The organism is Amycolatopsis sp. VC5-11, from assembly GCF_037034185.1.
Lineage (GTDB): Bacteria > Actinomycetota > Actinomycetes > Mycobacteriales > Pseudonocardiaceae > Amycolatopsis > Amycolatopsis nivea.
In genome coordinates this window covers 165,156-185,706 of sequence record NZ_JBAGKF010000011.1, presented here as the reverse complement: position 1 = coordinate 185,706, position 20,551 = coordinate 165,156, and the positions used below count along the sequence as shown (strand labels likewise).

Annotated in this window: 14 protein-coding genes; all 14 read right to left on the bottom strand. The window is 71.2% G+C overall.

The features are described from left to right. Window positions 1-34 precede the first annotated feature (34 nt). Window positions 35-1,495: an aldehyde dehydrogenase gene (locus WA670_RS29310; protein ID WP_442893135.1), complete on the bottom strand. Its 1,461-nt coding sequence runs from the start codon at window positions 1,493-1,495 to the stop codon at window positions 35-37. A gap of 2 nt (window positions 1,496-1,497) precedes the next feature. Next, window positions 1,498-2,727 carry a CoA transferase gene (locus WA670_RS29305; RefSeq protein WP_336159468.1) on the bottom strand — a complete coding sequence of 410 codons (1,230 nt, stop codon included), beginning with the start codon at window positions 2,725-2,727 and terminating at the stop codon, window positions 1,498-1,500. Beyond that, window positions 2,724-3,710, bottom strand: a complete 987-nt coding sequence (locus WA670_RS29300; protein WP_336159467.1) for an alcohol dehydrogenase catalytic domain-containing protein — start codon at window positions 3,708-3,710, stop codon at window positions 2,724-2,726. The genes WA670_RS29305 and WA670_RS29300 overlap by 4 nt, the downstream gene beginning before the upstream one ends. Continuing rightward, on the bottom strand, window positions 3,692-5,056 hold the full coding sequence (locus WA670_RS29295; RefSeq protein ID WP_336159466.1) for an FAD-binding oxidoreductase: 1,365 nt from the start codon (window positions 5,054-5,056) through the stop codon (window positions 3,692-3,694). Before WA670_RS29295 ends, WA670_RS29300 begins: the two co-directional genes overlap by 19 nt. Next, entirely contained in the window at window positions 5,050-8,502 is a 3,453-nt protein-coding gene (locus WA670_RS29290) for an indolepyruvate ferredoxin oxidoreductase family protein (RefSeq protein WP_336159465.1), read from the bottom strand. The genes WA670_RS29295 and WA670_RS29290 overlap by 7 nt, the downstream gene beginning before the upstream one ends. After that, on the bottom strand, window positions 8,499-9,407 hold the full coding sequence (locus tag WA670_RS29285; RefSeq protein WP_336159464.1) for a TIGR03620 family F420-dependent LLM class oxidoreductase: 909 nt from the start codon (window positions 9,405-9,407) through the stop codon (window positions 8,499-8,501). Before WA670_RS29285 ends, WA670_RS29290 begins: the two co-directional genes overlap by 4 nt. Then, a complete protein-coding gene (locus WA670_RS29280; protein WP_158691547.1) occupies window positions 9,404-9,805 on the bottom strand; it encodes a Zn-ribbon domain-containing OB-fold protein in 402 nt (133 codons plus the stop codon). Before WA670_RS29280 ends, WA670_RS29285 begins: the two co-directional genes overlap by 4 nt. A 5-nt stretch (window positions 9,806-9,810) precedes the next feature. Next, entirely contained in the window at window positions 9,811-10,983 is a 1,173-nt protein-coding gene (locus tag WA670_RS29275) for a thiolase family protein (RefSeq protein WP_336159463.1), read from the bottom strand. A 21-nt stretch (window positions 10,984-11,004) separates the two neighbouring features. Beyond that, window positions 11,005-11,961, bottom strand: a complete 957-nt coding sequence (locus tag WA670_RS29270) for a cyclase family protein (RefSeq protein WP_336159462.1) — start codon at window positions 11,959-11,961, stop codon at window positions 11,005-11,007. After that, entirely contained in the window at window positions 11,958-13,526 is a 1,569-nt protein-coding gene (locus WA670_RS29265; RefSeq protein WP_336159461.1) for a class I adenylate-forming enzyme family protein, read from the bottom strand. Before WA670_RS29265 ends, WA670_RS29270 begins: the two co-directional genes overlap by 4 nt. A gap of 26 nt (window positions 13,527-13,552) precedes the next feature. Next, window positions 13,553-15,571 carry a hydantoinase B/oxoprolinase family protein gene (locus WA670_RS29260; RefSeq protein ID WP_336159460.1) on the bottom strand — a complete coding sequence of 673 codons (2,019 nt, stop codon included), beginning with the start codon at window positions 15,569-15,571 and terminating at the stop codon, window positions 13,553-13,555. Then, on the bottom strand, window positions 15,568-17,679 hold the full coding sequence (locus tag WA670_RS29255) for a hydantoinase/oxoprolinase family protein (protein ID WP_336159459.1): 2,112 nt from the start codon (window positions 17,677-17,679) through the stop codon (window positions 15,568-15,570). Before WA670_RS29255 ends, WA670_RS29260 begins: the two co-directional genes overlap by 4 nt. Before the next feature lie 80 nt (window positions 17,680-17,759). After that, a complete protein-coding gene (locus WA670_RS29250; protein WP_336159458.1) occupies window positions 17,760-19,076 on the bottom strand; it encodes an MmgE/PrpD family protein in 1,317 nt (438 codons plus the stop codon). Window positions 19,077-19,079: 3 nt separating this feature from the next. Continuing rightward, window positions 19,080-20,420, bottom strand: coding sequence for an MFS transporter (locus tag WA670_RS29245; RefSeq protein ID WP_200864585.1), 1,341 nt, complete (start codon window positions 20,418-20,420; stop codon window positions 19,080-19,082). Window positions 20,421-20,551: the final 131 nt, after the last annotated feature.

The following is a 20,551-nucleotide window of genomic DNA, read 5'->3' as shown; positions in this document are numbered from 1 at the left end:
GGGCCGCACGGTGCGGCCCCGGGGCGGCGCTGGGTCAGAGCTGGGCGGCGCTGGCGTAGACGGACTGGAATTCCAGATAGCTGTCGAGCGCCTCGGGCCCGAGTTCGCGGCCGACGCCGCTGCCCTTCATCCCGCCGAACGGCGCGCCGAGGTCCTGGAGGTAGTAGTTGAGGCCGATGGTCCCGGTCCGCACGCGGCGGGCGAGGGCGAGGCCGCGGTCTTCGTCGGCGGTCCAGACCGAGCCGCCGAGCCCGTATTCGCTGTCGTTGGCGAGGCGGACCGCGTCGTCCTCGTCCTCGTAGGAGGTGATGGTGACGACCGGGCCGAAGATCTCCTCCTGCGCGATCCGCTCGCGGTTGTCCACGTCGGCGAACACCGTCGGCTCCACGAACCAGCCGCGGGACAGCGCGGCGGGACGGCCGCCGCCCGCCACCAGCCGGGCGTCGGAGGCGCGACCCAGTTCGAGGTAGCCGAGGACCCTTTCGAGCTGCGCCTTGCTGGCCATCGGACCGCACGTGACGGCCGGGTCGAGCGGATCGCCCAGCACCATTTCGCGCGCGTACTGCGCGACCGCGTCGACCACCTCGGCGTAGCGCGAGCGCGGGGCGAGAATCCGGGACTGGACGGTGCAGGTCTGGCCGTTGTTCTGGAAGCAGGCGTTGTCGAGACCGGCGACGAAGGTGTCGAGGTCCGCGTCGTCGAGCACGATGGCCGCCGACTTCCCGCCCAGTTCCAGCGTGCACCGGCGGATCAGCCGCCCGCATTCCGCGCCGATGGTCCGGCCCGCGGCGGTGGATCCGGTGAACGCGACCTTGTCCACCAGCGGGTGGGACACCAGCGAGGCACCGGCTTCGCGACCGGCGACCACGATGTTGAGCACGCCCGGCGGCAGCCCGGCTTCCGCGGCGGCGTCGGCGAAAACGTACCCGTCGAGCGCGGTTTCCGGCGACGGCTTGAGCACCACGGTGCAGCCCGCGGCCAGTGCCGGGGCGATCTTCATCATCGCGAGCACCTGCGGGTAGTTCCACGGCGTGATCGCCGCGACGACACCTACGGGCGCGCGGCGCACGACCGTCGATCCGGACGCGCTCGGCCGGATTTCCTCCAGTTGCGTCGCCTCGATCTGGTCGGCATACATGTTCAGCAGCCCGGCCGGCGCGTCGCCGTTGAAGGCGTTCGACAGCCCGATCGGCATGCCGTTCTCCCGGCTGACGAGCGTGGCCGTCTCGGCGGCGCGAGCGGCCAGCGCTGCGGCGAACCGGCGCATCGTCGCCGCGCGTTCCGCCGCGGTGGTCCGGCCCCACGGTCCCTCGTCCAGCGCGCGGCGGGCGGCTCGGACGGCAGCGTCGATGTCAGCGGCGGAACCCAGCGCGGCGCGGCCGAGCGGTTTCTCGGTGGCGGCTTCCAGCGCGAGGTGGGTTTCGGTGCCCTTCGGCTCGGTCCAGGCGCCGTCGATGAAGAACCGGGTGCGGTCGAGGGCGATGCTCGAATCGATGGTCAACGTACCTCCTTGTACGGGTTTTCCGGCGCGGCGATGACCCGCCGGTCGTGCAGGCCGCCGAGTTCGGCGGCGGTGAGGCCGAGCACGTCGGCCAGTACGGAATCGGTGTCCGCGCCGAGCGCCGGGCACGCTCCGGCGGGACCGCGTTCGCCGGAGAAGCGCAGCGGCGACCGCGCCGTGACGGCCGGGCTGCCGCTGGGCAGCCGCAGGTCGGCAAGCACGTCGTGGGCTTGCTCGCGGTGTTCGGCCACGAGGTCGGCCATCCCGCGGTAGCGGCCCCACAGGACCCGGGCGGCGTCGAGTTCCTTGCCCACCTCGCCGAGGTAGCGCGCGGCGAACCACGGCCGCAGGACCGCCGCGATGGTCTCGCGCAGGCGGTACCGTTCGGCTTCGTCGCAGAGGTCCGCGTTCAGTGCCTTTTCCAGTGCGGTGAACACTTCCGCGGTACCGGTCGCCGACTGCAACGCGCGCCACTGGCCGTCGGTGAGCGCCACGACCATCACGCGCGCGTCGTCGCGGCAGGCGAAGTCGACGCCGAAACTGCCGTAGACGTGGTTGCCGTGCCGAGGCCGTTCCCCTTGCCGGTCAGCGGCTTCCGACAGCCAGCCCAGGTTCGCGACTCCGGCAAGCGCCACATCGGACAGCGCAAGCTCCACATAGGACCCTTCGCCGGCGCGGTCGCGACGGTGCAGCGCGGCGAGCACGCCGGTCGCGACGCTCAGCCCGGTGACGAGATCCCACGCGGGCAGCACGTGGTTCACCGGGGCGGCCCAGTCGCCGCTGCCGGTGATGCCCGGGACCCCGACCTCGGCGTTCACCGTGTAGTCGACCGCGGGCCGTCCGTCCGGATATCCCTGGACACGCACGTGAATCACGTCGGGACGGCGGTCAGCCAGCCGTTCGTGGGCCAGCCACGGGCGGCCGACCGCGTTGTCGATGAGGATTCCGCGATCGCGGCCGGAAACGGTGGCCAGGGCGAGGACCAGTTCGCGGCCTTCCGGATTCCGCAGGTCGATCGCGACTGAACGCTTGCCCTTGTTCAGGGACGCCCAGTAGTAGCTCTCCCCCGTCGGCGCGACCGGCCAGCGGAGGTAATCGCTGCCACCGCCGATCGGGTCGACGCGGACGACGTCGGCGCCCAGTTGCGCGAGAGTCAGGCCACCGGTCGGCCCGGCGACGAAACTCGCGCACTCCACGACATGGGTACCGGCCAGCGGTCTAGTCACGACTCTCCTCCAGAAGGAACCAGCACAGCCCGCCCGGTCACCCGGTCAGCGAAAGCGCGCGCGGCGGCTTCGAGCGGGTAAGGAGTCACCACGGGTCGCACCCGGCCCTCCGCGACCAAGGCCATCGCGTCGGCGAAGGTGCGCATCAGCGTGGACCCCGAGCCGGTGATGACGGCTTCCTTCTCGAACACGAAAGCCGGGTGGACCCGGATCGGCTCCCCGCTGACCTGCCCGGTCAGCACGTACCGGCCCGCATGGGCGAGGGCACGGAAAGCTTGGCGGAACACGGATTGGTGGCCCGTGTTGTCGAGCACGACGTCGACGCCCCGGCCGTCGGTCGCGTCGAGGATGTCCTGCCCGGCGGTGTCTCCGGCGAGCACCACCTGAGCGGCATTCCCCAGTTGCGCGGCCTTGTCCGGGCTCCCGGTGAGTGCGAGCACGCGCGCCCCGAGCGCGGCGGCGACCTGAACTGCGTGCAACCCCAATCCCCCACCGGCTCCGGTGACCAGGACCGTCTCGCCGGGCTCGACGCGCGCTACCCGGCGGAGAGCTTGCAGTCCGGTGCCGACTGCGCAGGCAACGACCGCGGCCTCGGCCAGCGGCACCCCGGGCGGCACCGGGAGCAGGGCGGATTCCGGCAGGACGGCGTATTCGGCGAACCCGCCGTAGAGGAACGCACGCTGCGGACAGCGCAGTTCATCGCCGCTCGCGCACGGTTCGCAGCGGCCGCAGGTGCCGAACTGCTTCGCCGCGACCCGAGCACCGGCCGCGAACCGGGTTCCACCGGCGACGACGGTTCCGGCGATCTCGTGGCCGAGCACCGCGGGCAGCGGAAGGTTCAGCAAACCGGCCCGGTCGGCCTGGTCGTGCCCGCACACCCCGCAGGCGGCGACCTTCACCAGGACCTCGCCGCTGCCGGGTTCCGGACACTCCACCTCAGCGACCGCCAGCTCTCCCGGAGCAGTCAGGACGACGGCGCGCACGACGCGATCACCTTGCCCGGGTTGAGGATTCCGTGCGGATCGAGCGCGTTCTTGACCGCCGCGTGCATCGCCAGCACCGCCGGGCTGAGTTCCCGGCTGAGCCCGCCGCGTTTGAGCAGGCCGACGCCGTGTTCCCCGGTGACCGTGCCGCCCAGCGCGATCGCCTCGTCGAGGATCTCCTCGAACGCGGCCTCCGCCCGTGCCCTGTCCTCGGCCGGGACGACGAGCACCGGATGCAGATTGCCGTCCCCGGCGTGCGCGACATTCGCGATCCGCACGGCGTGCCGGGTGCCGATGGCTTCGATCCGCCGGAGCATTTCCGGCACCGCGCCGCGGGGTACGCAGACGTCCTCGGTGAGCACCGGACCCAGCCGTTCGAGCGCCGGATACGCCAGCCGCCGCGCGGCGAACAGCGCCTCGGCTTCGTCCACATCGGACGATGCGGCCGCCCAGGTGGCTCCGGCCGCGGTGAAGCAGTCAGTCAGCACCTTCGCCTCGTCCTCGCCGGGTACGTCGGTGCGGCCGAGCAGCACCGCTTCGGCTTCGGCGGACAGGCCCATGTTCTTCCAGGCGTCCACCGCGGCGAGGGTGTGCCGGTCGATCAGCTCCAGCGCCGACGGCACCACACCCGACTCGCTGACGGCCGCGACCGCGTCCCCCGCCGCCGACAAGCTGGGGAAATACCCGGCGACCGTGCGTTCGGCGGCCCGCGCGCCGCGCAGCCGCACGGTGACCTCCGTGACGATGCCGAGCGTGCCTTCCGAGCCGACCATCAGCCCGGTGAGGTCGTATCCGGCGACGCCTTTCGCGGTCCGCCGGCCGAGCCGGACCAGGTCCCCGGTCCCGGTGACGACTTCCATCCCGAGCACGTAATCGCGGGTGACACCGTATTTGACGCAGCACAGTCCGCCGGCGTTGGTCGCGACGTTGCCGCCGATGGTCGACCACGGAGCACTCGCCGGGTCCGGCGGGTACCAGAGGCCGTGTTCCGCGCACGCCGACCGCAGGGTTTCGTTCACGACGCCGGGTTCGACCACCGCGAGCCGCTCGGCGGCGTTGATCTCGCGGATGGCGGTCATCCGCTCGGTGGACAACACGATCCCGCCGCCGACCGCGTTCGCGCCGCCGGACAGACCCGTGCCGGCCCCGCGCGGCACGATCGGCACGCGGTGGCGCAGGCACACCTGCACGGCCTGCTGGATTTCCTCGGCGGTGTGCGCCCGCACGACAGCCAACGGCAGCTCGTGCGGAGCCCAGACCGCCTCGTCGTGGGCGTAGGCAGCGAGGACGTCCGGATCGGTGAGGACCCGGCCAGCAGGCAAGGCCCGGCGGAGTTCGTTCAGCACGGCGCACCAGCTTTCGCCGCACGGAACTCGTCCATCCGCTGCGCGAGCGTGCTCCGGTATGTCGCGACCGTGCCGAGCTTGACGTCCTCGTACCCGCGCACCAGATCGGGCAAGAGAGCCGTTTCCACTGCCAGGGCATGGTTTTCCGGGTCCAGCCGCTCGGCCAGCTCGCCGACGACCCGTTCGTATTCGGCGATCAGGTCACGTTCCAGCCGCCGGACCGCAGCGCGGCCGAACGGGTCCAGCGGGGTGCCCCTTAACCGCCGTCCCGCCACCAGCACCCGGAAAACCGGCTTGAACCACGGCCCCAGTTCGATCTTGCGGCGCATGCCGAGCGCCTTCAGCACCGGAGGATGCAACCGGTACGCGATGCGGGCGTCAGCGCCGAACCGCGCGCGGACCTGGCGTTCCTGCGCCGGATCCAGCGAAAGGCGCGCGACCTCGTACTCGTCCTTGTAGGCCATGAGTTTGTACAGATTCCGCGCCACTGCTTCGGTCAGCGCCGTCGAACCCGGGACCGCGCTGGACTCGGCACGGCGCACCCGTTCGACCTGCTCCACGTAGCGGCGTGCGTAGGCGACGTTCTGGTACGCGATCAGATCCGGCACCCGGACCTGCAGCAACCGCGCCAGTTCAGCACTCTCGCCGACAGTGGACAGAAGTTCGCGGGCTACCGGAGTCAGCGCGGGCTCCGCTTCGGGTTCTCCGCGCAAGCTCGCGAGCACAGCCGCCAGCGCCCCCTGGTCCGCGACCCACTGCCGACCGCGGCGGAACGCCTGCACGTTGGTCTCGACCCGAACCCCGTTGCGGGAGATGGCTTCTTCGATCGCCTCGGCCGGGATCGGCAGCGCACCGCGCTGGTAGGCCACCCCGGTCAGCAGGAGGTTGGCGTATTGGTCCTGACCGAACAACACCTCGGCCATTTCCCGGGCGTCCAGCGCCGTCACGGTTCCGGTCGCTTCGCGGAGCCGGTCGAGCAACGCCGTTTCCTCCGGGAAGGTGACGCTGGTGTCGGCGACCATCGCCCCGGTCGGGACCTTCGACGTCGAGACCACCGCGGTGGTCCGGCCCGAATCGGCGACGGCGAGGTAGCGCGGATCGGCGGCGACGAGCACGTCGGCGCCGAGGTAGAGGTCGCACTCGCCGTCGCTGGCTTTGTTCGCGTGTGCCGCGCCGATCTTGACGTCGGAGACGACCGCACCGCCCTTCTGCGCGAGCCCGGTCTGGTCCAGCGACCGCACCGGCAGCCCGGCGATGCTCGCCGCGGTCGCGAGGATCTGCGACAGCGTGACCACGCCTGAGCCGCCGACCCCGGTCACCCGCACCGTGAAGCGCTCAGCCGAGACCGTCCGCTTCGGCTCCGGAAGCGGTGCCGCCAACGGTTCGGCAAGCGGCTGTTTCCCCGTGCTCTTGCCGGGAAGCACGGTGAGGAACGACGGGCAATCCCCGTCCAGGCACGAGAAATCCTTGTTGCAGGACGACTGGTCGATCCGGGTCTTGCGGCCGAACTCGGTGTCGACCGGCTGCACCGAAAGGCAGTTCGACTTCTCCCCGCAGTCGCCGCAGCCCTCGCAGACGCGTTCGTTGATCACCGCGTGCTGCGGCGGTTCCGGGGCGAGCCCGCGCTTGCGTTTGCGGCGCAGTTCGGTCGCGCACTCCTGGTCGTGGATCAGCATCGTCACGCCCGGGACGCGGGCGAGCGTCTCCTGCGCTTCGGCCAGCCGGTCCCGGTGCCAGACCCGCACGCCGCGGCCCAGCCGCACCCGCCGGTACCGCGCCGGTTCCTCGGTGGTGACGATGATCCGGCGCACACCCTCGGCCCGCATCGCCGCGATCACCTGGGGAACGGTCATGCCCCCGGTCGGCTGCTGCCCGCCGGTCATCGCGACGGCCGAGTTGTACAGCAGTTTGTAGGTGATGTTGACCCCGGACGCGACGGCCGCGCGCACCGCCAGGCTGCCGGAGTGGTGGAAGGTGCCGTCGCCGAGGTTCTGCACCAGGTGGTCGTCGCGCACGAATGGCGACATGCCGACCCATTGCGTGCCCTCGCCGCCCATCTGGGTCAGTCCGGTGATGTCGCCGTAGTCCTCGCGCCCGGTCATCAGAACCAGGCTGTGACATCCGATCCCAGCGCCGACCAGCGAACCCTCCGGCGTCTTCGTGGACGAGTTGTGCGGGCAGCCCGAGCAGAAGTACGGGGTGCGCGCGGCGAGCGGAAGGGCGATCGTGCGTCGCGGGGCCCGCCAGGATTCCACGGACGGGAAGCCGCCGTGCGCACGCAACCGGCGTGCGAGCGCCGCGGCGATGCGATCCGGATCCAGTTCCCCGTCGGCCGGGACCAGCGCCGTGCCGTCGGGTCCGCGTTTGCCGGTGACCACCGGTGCGTCGGCGCGGCCGTAGAGCAGGTCTTTGACCGCGGTCTCGATGAAGGAGCGTTTTTCTTCCACGACCACGATTTCGCGCAGTCCCGCCGCGAACCGGGCGACGATTTCGGGGTCGAGCGGGTGCACCATCGCGAGCCGCAGCAGCCGGACTCCGCGCCGCTCCCATTCGGACTCGTCCAGGCCCAGAATCTCCAGCGCCTGGCGGAGATCGTGATAGGTCTTGCCCGCGGCGACGATCCCGATCCGGGCATCGCGACCGCCGACGATCGTGTTCAGCCCGTTGACCGCGGCGTAACGACGGGCGAGTTCGAGCCGCGCACCGTCCCGGCTGCGCTCCAGCCTGCCGAGGTCCGGCTGCAGCATCCGGGCGGTCATCTCGTGGACGAACGGCCGCCCGTCGACCACCGGATCCGGTGCCACGGAACGGAACCTGCCGGGATCGACGCGTACGGCGCCGGTCCCGTCGGCGACGTTGGTGGCGATCTTGAACCCGACCCAGAGCCCGCAGGCCCGGGACAGCGCGACCGCGTGCTGCCCGAGGTCGAGCACCTCCTGCGGATCCGCCGGGTACAGCGTCGGCAGGCCCAGGTCGGCCAGCAGCAGTTCGGAGCTGCCGGGCACCGTCGAGGACTTCGCGCCCGGGTCGTCGCCGACCAGCGCCAGCGCGCCGCCGAGGCGGTGGGTGCCCATGAGGTTGTTGTGCCGCAAGGCATCCGAGGCGCGGTCCAGGCCAGGAGACTTGCCGTACCAATAGCCGGTGACGCCGTCGACCCGCCGGTTCTCCGACTGGGCCGCCAGCTGCGCGCCCTGCACCGCGGTGGCCGCCAGTTCCTCGTTGACGCCCGGTTTGAACACGACGTCGTGCTCGGCCAGCAGTTCGGCCTGTTTGCCGAGTTCGAGGTCGTATCCGCCGAGCGGCGAACCCTCGTAGCCGGACACGAACGCCGCCGTGCGCAGCCCCGCCCGCTGGTCGGCGCGGCGGACGTCGAAGGGCAGCCGGGCCAGCGCCTGGACGCCGGTCAGCTGGAACTGCCCTTCGCCCGCGCGATAACGATCAGTCACGACGGAATTCCTCCCTCGGAAACCAGCGCCCGAAGCTGGTCCAGCACCGGCTCGACACCCGGCGTACCGGTCAACGGATGGATCGCCACGTGGTCGGCCCCCGCGGCGAGATGCTCGCGAACCCGCGCCGCCACCAGTCGCGGATCACCGCAGACGACCAGCTCGTCCACCAGCCGCTCGCTCCCGCCGTCGGCGAAGTCAGCGTCGCCGAAACCCAAGGCACGCAAGTGATTCACGTAATTCCGCAGCGCCAGCCGGGTCGCGATGTGCTTCCGCGCCACCTCGCGCGCCCGCACAGCGTCTGGGTCGACAACCACCGCCTGTTCCGGAACGAGCAACGGTTCCGGACCGAGCCGTTCCCGGGCGGCGGCGGTATGCGCTGGCGGCACGAAGAACGAGTGCATTCCGGCGGCCCGGTCGCGGGCGAGTTCCTGCATCCGGGGCCGCAACGCCGCCAGCACCCGCGGCACTGCGCGTTCCGGGCGCGGCCCCTGGTAACGGTCGCTGTCCAGCACATCGAGGTACTCGCGCAACGCCGTCAGCGGCCGGTCATGGCCGCTCCCGCGTCCGGCCTCCGCGTGGCTGGCGCCGAGGCCGAGCACGAACCGTCCGGGGAACGCCTCGCCGAGAGTCTGGGCCGCGCCGTCAGTGGCGACCGCGTCCCGGGCCCAGATGGTGGCGACTCCGGTGGCCACGGTCAGCCGTGTGGTCGCCGCCAGCAGCAACGCGGCGTTGGTGAAGATTTCCTTGTGCGCCGGGGATTCCCCGATCCACAGCGCACCGTACCCGAGGTCCTCGACCACCCGCGCCGCCTTCGCGGCCTCGGCGGCGGGGACCTCCGCCAGGACGGACAGCCACACGCCGGCCGGTTTGATCCGGGCCGCCAGTTCACGAGACAGGTTCACGCCCGCTCCCCCGGCCCGAATTCCGGCAGCCACACCCCGTCGCCGACCTCGCGGAACGACACGACGACCGGTTCGCCGAGCACCGGATCGCCGGAGCCGGTCCACGTCGTCGTCAGGTTCGGGCCGCTGTCGAGCCGGACCTGCACCACGACGTACGGCACGTCGTCGCCCTCGAAGTACCGCTTGTGGAACCGGACCCAGCTGTGCACCCGGCCGGTCCCGGCGTCGGTCGTCCACTCGACGGCGCGGCGGAAATCGCGCGGGCACACCGGCGACGGCGGCCAGAACGCCTCGCCGCACGAGCCGCACACCGGCACGCGCAGTTCGCCGCGAGCCGCGCCGTCGAGGTGTTCGACGTCCTCGGGGTAGCGAAGCGGAAGAGGTCGCGCAGTGGTCATCGTGGTCACCGGTCCTTCGTGAAGACAGTCGAATCGCCGAACGGCGTCGCCCACTGGACGACTTCGCATCCGGTCACCTGGCGGTCGCCGGCCTGGCCGCGGATCTGGCGGACTGCCTCGGCCATGTGCCCCCAGCCGCAGAGGTGTGCCTCGGACAGCAGCCCGCCAGCGGTGTTGACCGGCAGTTCGCCGCCGAGCTCGATCCGGCCGTCCTGCAGCCATTCGAGAGCTTGGCCTTCGCCGGTGAAGCCGAACCGCTCCAGCACGAACACCACGTTGGGCGAGAAAGCGTCGTAGAGCTGCAGCGAATCCACGTCACCCGGCCCGGACAGCCCCGCCATCGCGTAGACCGGATGGTCCTCGACCCGGCGCTCGTCGCCTTGGGTGAACACGCCCAGCCCGGGCGGCGCGAAGATGAACTCGTCCCGGCCGGCGCGCAGGCCCTGCATGCCGGAGACGATCACCGCGGGCTGCCGCAGATCGCGCGCTCGCTCCACCGTGGTCACCAGCAGGCAGGCGCCGCCGTCGCTGAGCAGCGCGAAGTCCGGACGGCGCAACGGTTCCACGATGTACGGCTGCGCGTCGTAATCCGCTTGTTCCAGCGGTTTGGTCATCTGCGCGTTCGGGTTGAGCCGCGCGTGACGGCGCATCGCCATCGGCACCGCGGAGATCAGCGCGGGGTCGACGCCGTACCGCTCGCAGTACCGGCGGAACGCCATCGCTGCGCCCGCGCCCGGAGCGGTCATGCCGTAATGCGGCAGTTCCCCGTGCGAGCCGCCGCCTTGCCGCAGCCCTTCCGCGTCGCCCGCGCCGCCGACCATGCCCAGTCCGGAAAAAGACACCCCGGCCAGGCAGGCGGCGACCTCGGTGGTGCCGAGCGCCACGGCCTGGGCGGCCGCTTGCAGCGCGGGACCGACGAAGCGGCCGTGGCTCCAGGTCTGCACGGCGGCGCGGATCTGCAGTCCGAACGCCTCCGCCATCCGGTCGTAATCGATAGACAGCGGATAGCCGACGTTCGTGAACAGCCCGTCCACGTCGCCGGCGCTCAGCCCGGCGTCGTCCAGCCCGGACTGGAGCGCCTCCGCGGCCAGGTCGAGACCGCTGCGCGCGGATTTCCGGGACAGCTCGGTGATGCCGATCCCGACTATCGCCACCTGGCGTACCGGTCCTAGCGGCATGTTCGTTCCTTTCTCGAAGCGTCAGAGAATCGCGTGCGCGTTCGCGGGGCTGCCGACCCCGCGCGGCAGCGGCAGCACCCCGGAGACGAGGAGGAACTCGTAGCTCCCCCGTTCCGCACACGCCCGCGCGAGCCGGTCCAGCAGCCACAGCTCGCCCAGCGGCATGCCCTGCAACGCGATCAGCCGGCGGTGCAGGAAGCCCTTGGCGCGGTTCACCGGGAAGACCTCGACGCCGACGTTGTCCATCGCGACCGCGGCGAACTCCCGGTCCCAGAGGTACCCGGCCATGTCCTTCGCCGACTCCAGCCCGGGGCAAGCGAAACCGGTGCCGATCGTGCCGCGCAGCGCGGCCCGCTCCCGCTCCGGCAGCTCCCGGTACCACTCCGTCCATCCGGTGCGGACTACGAGGATGTCCCCGGATTCGAAGACGGTTCCCTGCGCGGCGGCGACCTCGTCGAGCAACGCGGCGGTGATCTCCACCGGCTCGTCCGGAGCGAGCGGCGTGCCTTGCGCCGCCAGGTGCCCGGCAACGTCGACGAGCACTCCCCGACCGCCGAAGCCGTGCTCGGCCCACCGGTCGACGCCCAGCACCTCGCTGCTCGCCAGGTCGGCTTCGCTGCGGCCGCCCCAGTACCCGTGCCGTCCGGCGTTGATGTGTCGCAGCCCGTCCCACTGCGAGGAACCCTGCAGGTAGAACCCGTCCAGCCGGTCGTCGTGCCCGGCCGCGGTGTCCTCCACGACGTGCCGGAACAGCTCGCGTTCCTCGAACAGTCCGGGAGCGGGTTCGTTCAGCGGCAGAGTCAGCGAAATCATCTGCCCGCTGCGCACCGTCTTCGCCGCGGCGATCCGCTGCTGCGGGCCGATCAGGTTGAGCGTGCCGATCTCGTCCGCGCGCCCCCACACGTCCCACGCGTGGTGCTCGTCCCGGTCCGGCAGCGTCGGCAGGTCCGCGAACGCCGGGGTGCGCCGCCCGGTCATCCCGCCGCCTCCAGCATCTCGCGCAGTTTGAGCTTGCTGACCTTGCCGGTGTGCGTCTGCGGCACCGCGGCCGAATCCAGCACCACGACCCGGGCGGGCACCTTGTAGCTCGCGGCCCGCGACCGGACGTACTCCCGCAGCCGGTCCGCCAGTTCGGTCCCGTCGGCGCCGCTGCGCTCGTCCGCGACGACGACGCAGGCCATCTCCTGGTCGCCGTCCGGAGTGGACAGTCCGAAGACGTACGCCTGGTCGACCTCGGCGTGCTCGCCCAGGATTCCCTCGATCTCCACCGGCGCGACGTTGATGCCCTTGATCTTGAGCATTTCCTTCCACCGGCCGCCGAACGACAGCCGCCCGTCCGCGTCGACCGACCCGAGGTCGCCGGTGCGGAACCAGCCGTCCGGGGAATGCGTGCCGCCGCTGACGTCCGACCCGCTGAGGTAGCCGTCGATCACGCAGCCCCGGATCTCGATCTCGCCGGTGGCGCCGGGCGGGCACACCGCCCCGGACTTGTCCACGATGCGGATCTCCTGGGTCGGCAGCCGCCTGCCCTGGGTGTGCAGCTTGACTTCCGGCAGGTCGCTCGCGTCGGTCATGGTCACGAAGCCGTAGGACTCGGTCAGCCCGTAGGCGCTGCACGCCTCGGTGATGCCGAGCCCTTCGATGGCCAGCCGCTTGTCCTCGGCGTTGAACCCGACCGGGCCGGTCCGCAGCGAGGAGATGTCCCGGCTGCCGAAACTCGGCGCGGCCAGCAGCGCCCGGACCGCCGTCGCGAGCCCATAGGAGACAGTGCACCGTTCGCGCTCGATGAAGGCCAGCGACGCGTCGCCGTCGACCTTTTCCTCGACGCACAAGGTCAGGCCGTGGCTCAGCGCGACCGGCAACGCGTTGCAGGCCCCGTAGCCGAAGAACAACGGCATCGCGAACCACAGCCGGTCGCCCGGACCGACGTGCATCCGCTCGCCCATCTCGTACCCGTTGCGCAGCAGCTTGCCGTGTTCCAGCGGCACCGCCTTCGGCAACGCCGTGCTGCCGCTGGTGTAGAGGATCATCGCGAGGTCGTCGGGTCCCGCGCTGCGTTCCGGAGCCGGGGCGGGCTCGAGCCCCGACGGGAACGGCTCGGCGGACGGCCAGAACAGCGCGCCCAGATACCCGTCGGCGCGGGCTCCGGGCTCGAAGACCTCGCCGTGCCCGGCCGCGGTGAGCTCGGCGAGCATGTCCTTGCCGAACACCCGCTGTTCGGTGACCACCAGCCGCAGATCTGCGGTGCCCACCAGGTGCGCCAGCTCCGCCGACCGGTACCAGGTGTTGACCGGCACCGCGACCAGCCCGGCCCGCTGCGCGCCGAGCATCGTGACCAGCCAGCGCAGCCCGTTCGGCAGCAGGATCCCCACCCGCTCGCCCGGCCGCAGCCCCGCCGCGCGGAACGCGCCGGCCAGCTCGTCGCACCGCTGCGCGAATTCGGCGAAGGTCAGCCGCCCCTCGGGCGCGACCACCGCCTCCTCGCCGGGAAACAGTTTCGCCAGCGCCGCCAGCGCGTCCGGGAAAGTATCCGGGGCAACCACGTCGTTCCGCCTTTCGTTGTGGCCCGTCATCGGGCGTCCGGGTGCACGACCACGTCCGCGCGCAGCAGGGTTCCGGTGTCCGGGTCGGCGAACTCCGCGAGTTCGACCCCCGGCCTCGGCTGGCACCACTGGCCGCGTTCGGCCAGCCGTTCGTGCGCCGGGCTCCGGCGCACCGCCAAGCCGTCTTCCCGGGGCCATTCCCGCCTGCTCGCACGGATTCCGTCCCGCTCGCGGTTGGTCTCGGCGAGGTCCGGGCCGCCCGCGGCATCGAGCACGACGCCGTAGGAAACCCGCGCCGCGTCCGCCGTCACCACGCCCGCGCGCACATCCGCCGCGACCAGGTCCGGGTCGCGTTCCAGCGGATCCCCGTAACCGCCACCGCCGCCGACCCGCAGCACCACCACGTCGCCGGCACCGACCGAAAGCCCGAACTGCTTTCCCTGCAACGGTTTCGGCGCGGCAGCGAGGTCCTCGACGGCGCGCGGGACCTCGCCTCGGGCGAACGCCTCGTCTGCCCGGGCCCCGGAGACCAGCGCCGAACCGCTCGTGGAACCGGGATAGCCGCCGAAGACCCCGCACGGCGGAACCTGCCAGCAGGCCGCCATGACGTGCTCCTGGCCGCCCGGCGTGTACCACGGCGTGAACGCGAGGTCGATGCCCGCGCCGCCCCGGGTCCGGCCCGGTCCGCCGGAGTTCGGGTTCAGCTTGCGCCACAGGTACAGCACCGGATAGGCGAGTTCGTTGATCTCGATGTCCGGAATGCTGTTCTGCGGCTGGGCGAGCACGCCGCTGACGTCCATGCCGTCCGCGATCGCCTGCGCGCCCGCTCCGCTGCCCCCGCCGTTCATGTCCGGGAACGGCACGAGCCGGCCGGATTCGTCGGGAGCGTAGAAGAAACTGGCGCTCCACGAGTCCTGCCACGGCGCCGTCACGTGCTCGCGGACGAAGGCGTTTTCGCTGCCTGCCTGGAGATCGGCGAGCAGCCTCGTGACCACCTTCCCGATCCGGAACCCGGTCTCGATGTGCCCGGCCCCCATCGGCGCGGGCTGGCGCGCGTCGCAGATCGTGCCCGGCCGGGTCACCACCTCGATCGGGCGCAGCGTGCCCTGGTTGATCGGCAGGTCCGGCAGCAGGGTGATCAGCAGCGGGGACACGACCGCGCCCAGCGTGGTCGCCGCGCTGACGTTGATGAACCCGTCGGTCTGCGGCGCGGACTCGGTCAGGTCGAACCGCAGCGCGTCCTCGCTGACGGTGAGCGTGCAGCGGATCGGGTACAGCTCGTCGGCGTGCCCGTTGTGCTCGGCGAATTCCTCGGCGGTGAACGTGCCCTTCGGCAGATCCGCGATCCTGCGCCGGACGGCCTGCTCGGCCAGGTCCTTGGCGGCCTCGACATACCGGCGGAAAGTGTCCGCCCCGTACTGCTCCACGAGCGCCTGCAGCCGTTCGTCGCAGCGGTGGCAGGCGGCGATGAAGCACCGGATGTCGTTGAGCACCAGCTCCGGCACCCGGATGTTGGTCTCGATGATCCGCCACACGTCCTCGACCGGACGCCCCTGGTCGACGATCTTGATCCCGGGCAGCCGCAGCGCTTCGCCGTAGACCTCGGTGGCCGTCGGGTCCATCCCGCCGGGCGCGGCGCCGCCGAAATCGTTGACGTGCGCCTCGGCCCAGCACCACGCCACCAGCTGCTCGCCGAAGAAGATCGGCCGCACCACGCCGACGTCGACGGCGTGCGCGTTGCCGGTGGTGAACGGGTCGTTGCAGAGGAACATGTCCCCCGGCCGGATCTGCTCGCGGGGATACGTCGCGAGGAGGTGCCGGACCGCCTGGCGGGCCGCGCCCAGGTACATCGTGATGTAGCCGGCGTAGCTGATGATGTCGCCCTCGGCGTCGGCGATGAAGGTGGAGAAGTCCACCGCCTCGGCGATCGCGGGGCTGCCGGAGGCGCGCATCATCACCACGCCCATTTCCGCGGCGACGTTGTCCAGCGCCTTGGCGAGAATTTCGACGTCCACCGGGTCGAGCCCGGTCGCGGCGGCGGTCATGCGGTTTCCTCCCCGGTGCACCCGGTCGTCCGGGCGGTGTCGGTCAGCAGGTAGTTGCCCCAGCCGTCCACGTTCAGTTCCCAGCCCGCGGGCAGCGAGACGGTGGTCAGCGAGTGTTCGATCAGCGCCGGACCGGAAATCCTGGCCCCGGCGGCGATCCGGCGCGCGTCGTAAACGTCCACTTCGGACTCTCCGGCCCGCCGGATCCGCCTGCGCCCGACCGGTTCGGCTGCGTCGCCGGTCAGCGCCTGCTTGGCCGGTTCGAAGAAGTCGACCCGGCCGGTCGCGGTGACCCGCACCGACATCAGCACCACCGGACTGCCCACCCAAGCCGTGCCCTCGCCGTACTCCTGCTCGTAGCGCGCGGCGAACCCTTCCTGGATCGCGACCAGGTCCGCTTCGCCGAACTCGTCTCGGCGCGGGATCGGCACCCGCAGTTCCCATTGCTGGCCAAGGAACTTGAAGTCGCCCTCCCATCGGACGTCGATCCGGCCGTCCGAGTAGCCCGCGACGTGCAACGCCTCGACGAGTTCCGCGTCGAGTTCCTTCAGCGCGTCGTGCACCGCCTCGGCCCCGCCGCCTTGCCACATCACCGAGCGCGCGCGAGTGCGCACGTCGTCGCTGGAAAGCAGCCCGCGGGCGGAGAACACCGCGGCTTCGGCCGGGATCACGATCTGCCGGATGCCGACCGAACGGGCGATGTCCGCGGCGAACAGGCCGAGCGCGCCGCCGAAAGCCACCATCGCGAACCGGCGTGGATCGTGCCCGCGCTCCACCGTCACGGCGCGGACCGCGTTGCCCATGTCCGCGACCACCATCCGGTGCACCGCCGCCGCGGCCTGAACCGCGTCCACGCCCAGCGGTTTCCCGATCTCGCGGGCGAGGGCTTCGCTGGCACTGCCGGTGTCGAGCGCCCGGCGACCGTCCAGAAAGGACCCGGAATCCAGCAGCCCGAGCACCGCCGACGCGTCGGTCACCGTCGGACGGGCGCCGCCCTTGCCGTAGCAGATCGGCCCCGGCTCGGCTCCCGCGCTGTGCGGCCCGACCTGCGGAACTCCGCGCGAATCCAGCCACGCGATGCTGCCGCCGCCGGTGCCGATCGGCAGCACGTCGATCTTGGACAACGCGGTCAGGAACCGCTCCCCCAGCATCACCCGCCGGGTGACGTTCGGAGTCGCGTCGCGCAGCACCGAGACGTCGAACGACGTGCCGCCCATGTCCGCGGTGACGATGTCCTTGAGACCGAGCCGGTCAGCCAGCGCCCGCGCCCCGATCACGCCGCCGGCCGGTCCGGAGTCGATGAGCGTGATCGGCCGCTGCCGGGCTTCCGCCGCGCTCGACGTACCGCCGAAGCCCTGCATGAACGCGACCGGTTCGCGCAGCCCGCGCGCCGCCAGCTCGCGCTCGATCCGCTCGGTGTACTCGGCGACCCGGATCCCGGTGAACGCGTTGAGCACCGTGGTCATCGTCCGCTCGTACTCCCGGATGACCGGGTGCAGCCGCGACGCGACGCTCAAGAACAGCTCCGGATGCTCGGTCTCGACGATCGAGGCCAGCAGTTCCTCGTGCTCCGGGTTCGCGAAGCCCCACAACAGGGACACGGCGATCGACTCGACGCCCTTGGCCGCCAGCGCTTCCACCGCCTCGCGCGCCCGCCGCTCGGTGAGCGGAACGACGACCCGGCCCTTGCGGTCGATCCGCTCGGGCACCTCGAGCACGTTCTCGCGGGCGACGATCTGCGGAAGGCTGAGCTGCTTGTGGTGGTCGCGGTGCGCGTTGCGGGCCGACCGCGCGATCAGCAGGTTGTCGCCGAATCCCTGCGTGGTGATCAGCCCGACCTTCGCGCCGCGCAGTTCGGCGACGGCGTTCGTCACCACGGTCGTGCCGTTGACGAACCGCGTCGTCGCGGCGAGCAGCCCGGTCAGCGGCAACCCGACGCGGGCGGCGAGATTCTCCAGCGCGGCAAGCAATCCCGCGGCGAGGTCGTCCGGAACGGTGTCGGACTTGTCCGCATAGGACTGTCCGTCCGAGGCGAGCGCGACGACGTCGGTGAACGTACCGCCGATGTCGCACCCGATCTGAAACGTGACTTCGGAACGCAACGTCATTGTCCTTCCGTGGAACGGCTCCCGGCCTGCGAGCCAGATTAGACACGACATAGTGTCGAGTCAAGCGACAACTTGTCGATTCAGCGCAGATGCGCGGCGAACTCCGCGGAATCGGCGCCGGAGAAGGGTTCCCGGACGGCCCGCAGGACGGTGTCGATCCCCGCGCCCAGCATCGGTTCCGCGTAGGAGCGGAACTTCGCGGGCACGGATACCGGTACCTGCTCCCGGCTTTCCGCGGACACGACGCGTCCGTCGACGAGCCGGACTGCCACTCGCGCGTCCCGGCGCGCCGGGAAAGCCGCGTCCGCAACGGGATCCACGGCTACCGAGATCCGCGCCGCCAGCTTCGCCAGCCCCGGATCGAGCGCTCCGGCATAGCGGCCCGGACGGATCGCGCCGTCGGTCAACGCGGCCGCCACCGCGAACTGCAGGCTCATCTGCCGGGAAATCGGTGCTGCCAAGGCAGTCGCGTTGTCACAGCCCGGATAGCGCGCCGCCACGCCGGACGTGTGCACCGTGGCTTCGACGACCTGCTCGGGGTGGATTCCTTGTCCGGCAAGGACGATGGCCGCGTCGATCGGTTCCTGAGTCAACGCACACGACGGGTACGCCTTGAAAAACGTCTGCGAGATCGCCATCCGGTCCAGCCGGACGTCCGGCGGCCGGGCTTCGTCCCGTGCGCCGCCGAATGCCTGGCGCAGGCCGAAAATCCCGTCCACCGCCGACGCCGCGCCAGTCGCGCCTTCCTGGGCGAGCAGTGCCGCGACGACGCCTGCCCGTGACGCTCCGGCGTTTTGGAAGAACACCTCGGTGGTCCCGTCGTGCGCCCACTGGCACAGCCCCGCAGCGGAACTGGCAGCAATCCCGAACGCGTGCGCGGTGGCCACTGGACTGAGCCCCAGCAAATGCGCTGCCGCAGCCGCCGCGCCAAAGGGACCGAAGACACTGCTGGCCCGCCATCCGCGAACGCCGAACTCCTCGGTCAGCACTGCGGCCGAAACCTGCGCGATGGCCTCGTAGCCGAGGACGATCGCCCGCAGCAGCGCGGGCAACGGCGTGCGCAGCCGTTCCCCGATCGCGAGCGCCGCCGGAATCACCACTGTTCCGGGATGCACCCGGCTTTCGGCATGCGTGTCCTCATGCAGCAACGCATGGCAGGCAACGGAATTCGCGAACACCGCGTCCACGAGCCCTGTCCTTCGGCCGCCGGTCGCCCAGATCGTGGCGTCGTCGCCGCTGCCCGCGATCGCCCTGGCCTGCCTGGCCCACGGCAGGTCGCGTCCGCCGTAGGCGCAGGCCAGTGCATCGAGAAGACAAGTACCGGCTTGGTCGATCAGCTCGCCGGTAATCCTCGGGGCCGCGGTGTCGAGTTGCTCAGCGAGATCGGTGAGCAACACGGGTCACACCCCTTCGGGAGACCGCTCGCTGACCGCCGGAGCCGGCTCCGCGTCCTCCACCCGCTTGGTCGCCCGCCGCACGAACAACGCCGCGATCAAGCTCAACAGCGCACCGAACATCAGGAACAGCGCGGGCGCACGGTTGTCCCCGGTGGCTTGGACGAGCGTCTGACTGACATACAGCGCCGGACCGCCCAGCAACGTCGCCGCCAACGCGAACCCGACCGCGAACACGGTGGCGCGCACCCGGGCGGGAAGAACCTCCACATAGGACGCCGGAGCCACCGCCGTGTACAGCGCGGGCAGGACGCCGAGCAGCACCGTCATCCCGATGGCCGCGCCCAGGCTTTTCGCCGAGGAGAGCCCGATGAACAGCGGATAGGCCAGCACGAAGGTGCCCGCGGACAGCCCGAGCAGCATCGGCCACCGGCCCCAGCGATCCGACAACGGCCCGCCCAGCGCGACCAACACGACCGCTACCGCGATGCTGATCACCGTCGCCAAAGTGGCTTGCGACTGCGAAAACCCAAGCCGGATCAGGTAGGTCTGCGCGTAGGTGAAGGCGACGTAGTAGCCGACCTGCTGGAACGCGGCGATGCCGAAGATCAGCACGATCAGCCGCCAGTGCGCGGTGAACGACTCCTTGACCGGCGAGGCGGGCACCTGCGTGCGGTGCTCCAGCGCCCGGAACTCGGGGGATTCGTCGAGCTGGGAACGGATGTAGAGCCCGACCAGGCCGAGCGGCAGGGCGAGCAGGAACGGGATCCGCCAGCCCCAGCTCGCCATCGCGGCGGGCGTCAGCAGGGTGCTCAGCAACAGCACCGCGCCCGCGGCCAGCAGCAGGCTCGCCACGCTCCCGATCTGCACGCGGCTGGTCATCGCGCCGCGTTTGCCGCGCGGGGTGAACTCGGCCGCGTAAGTCATCGCCGTGCCGTACTCGCCGCCCGCCGCGAGGCCCTGCAGCAACCGGAACAGCACCAGCAGGATCGGTGCCCAGACGCCGATCGACGCCACCGGCGGCAGCACGCCGATCGCCGCCGTGCTGCCCGCCATCAGCGCGACCGTGGCGACCAGCGCGGGTTTGCGCCCGATCCGGTCCGCGATCGAGCCGAACAGCAGCGAACCCAGCGGCCGCACCACGAAGGCGACGCCGAACACCGCGAAGGCGGACAGCAACGCGACGCCCGGCTGTTGGGCGGGGAAGAACAGTTTCGAAAGCACGACCGTCAGAAAGCCGTAGACCGCGTAATCGTAGGTCTCGACGGTGTTGCCGATGGCGGACGCGAAAACCACGCGCCGCATCAGCGCCGGAGACGGAGCGGCGACGCCAGGACTGGAGGACATAGGGGACGCTCCCGAGTCGTCGTTGACAGGTGGGCGAAGACCGGCGTCTTCCCTGTCGACGCCTCGACACCAGGCGGGCAGGCCGCACAGGGCTGCGGCCGTCCTCGCCTGACCTGCGCGTTCACTGGCGG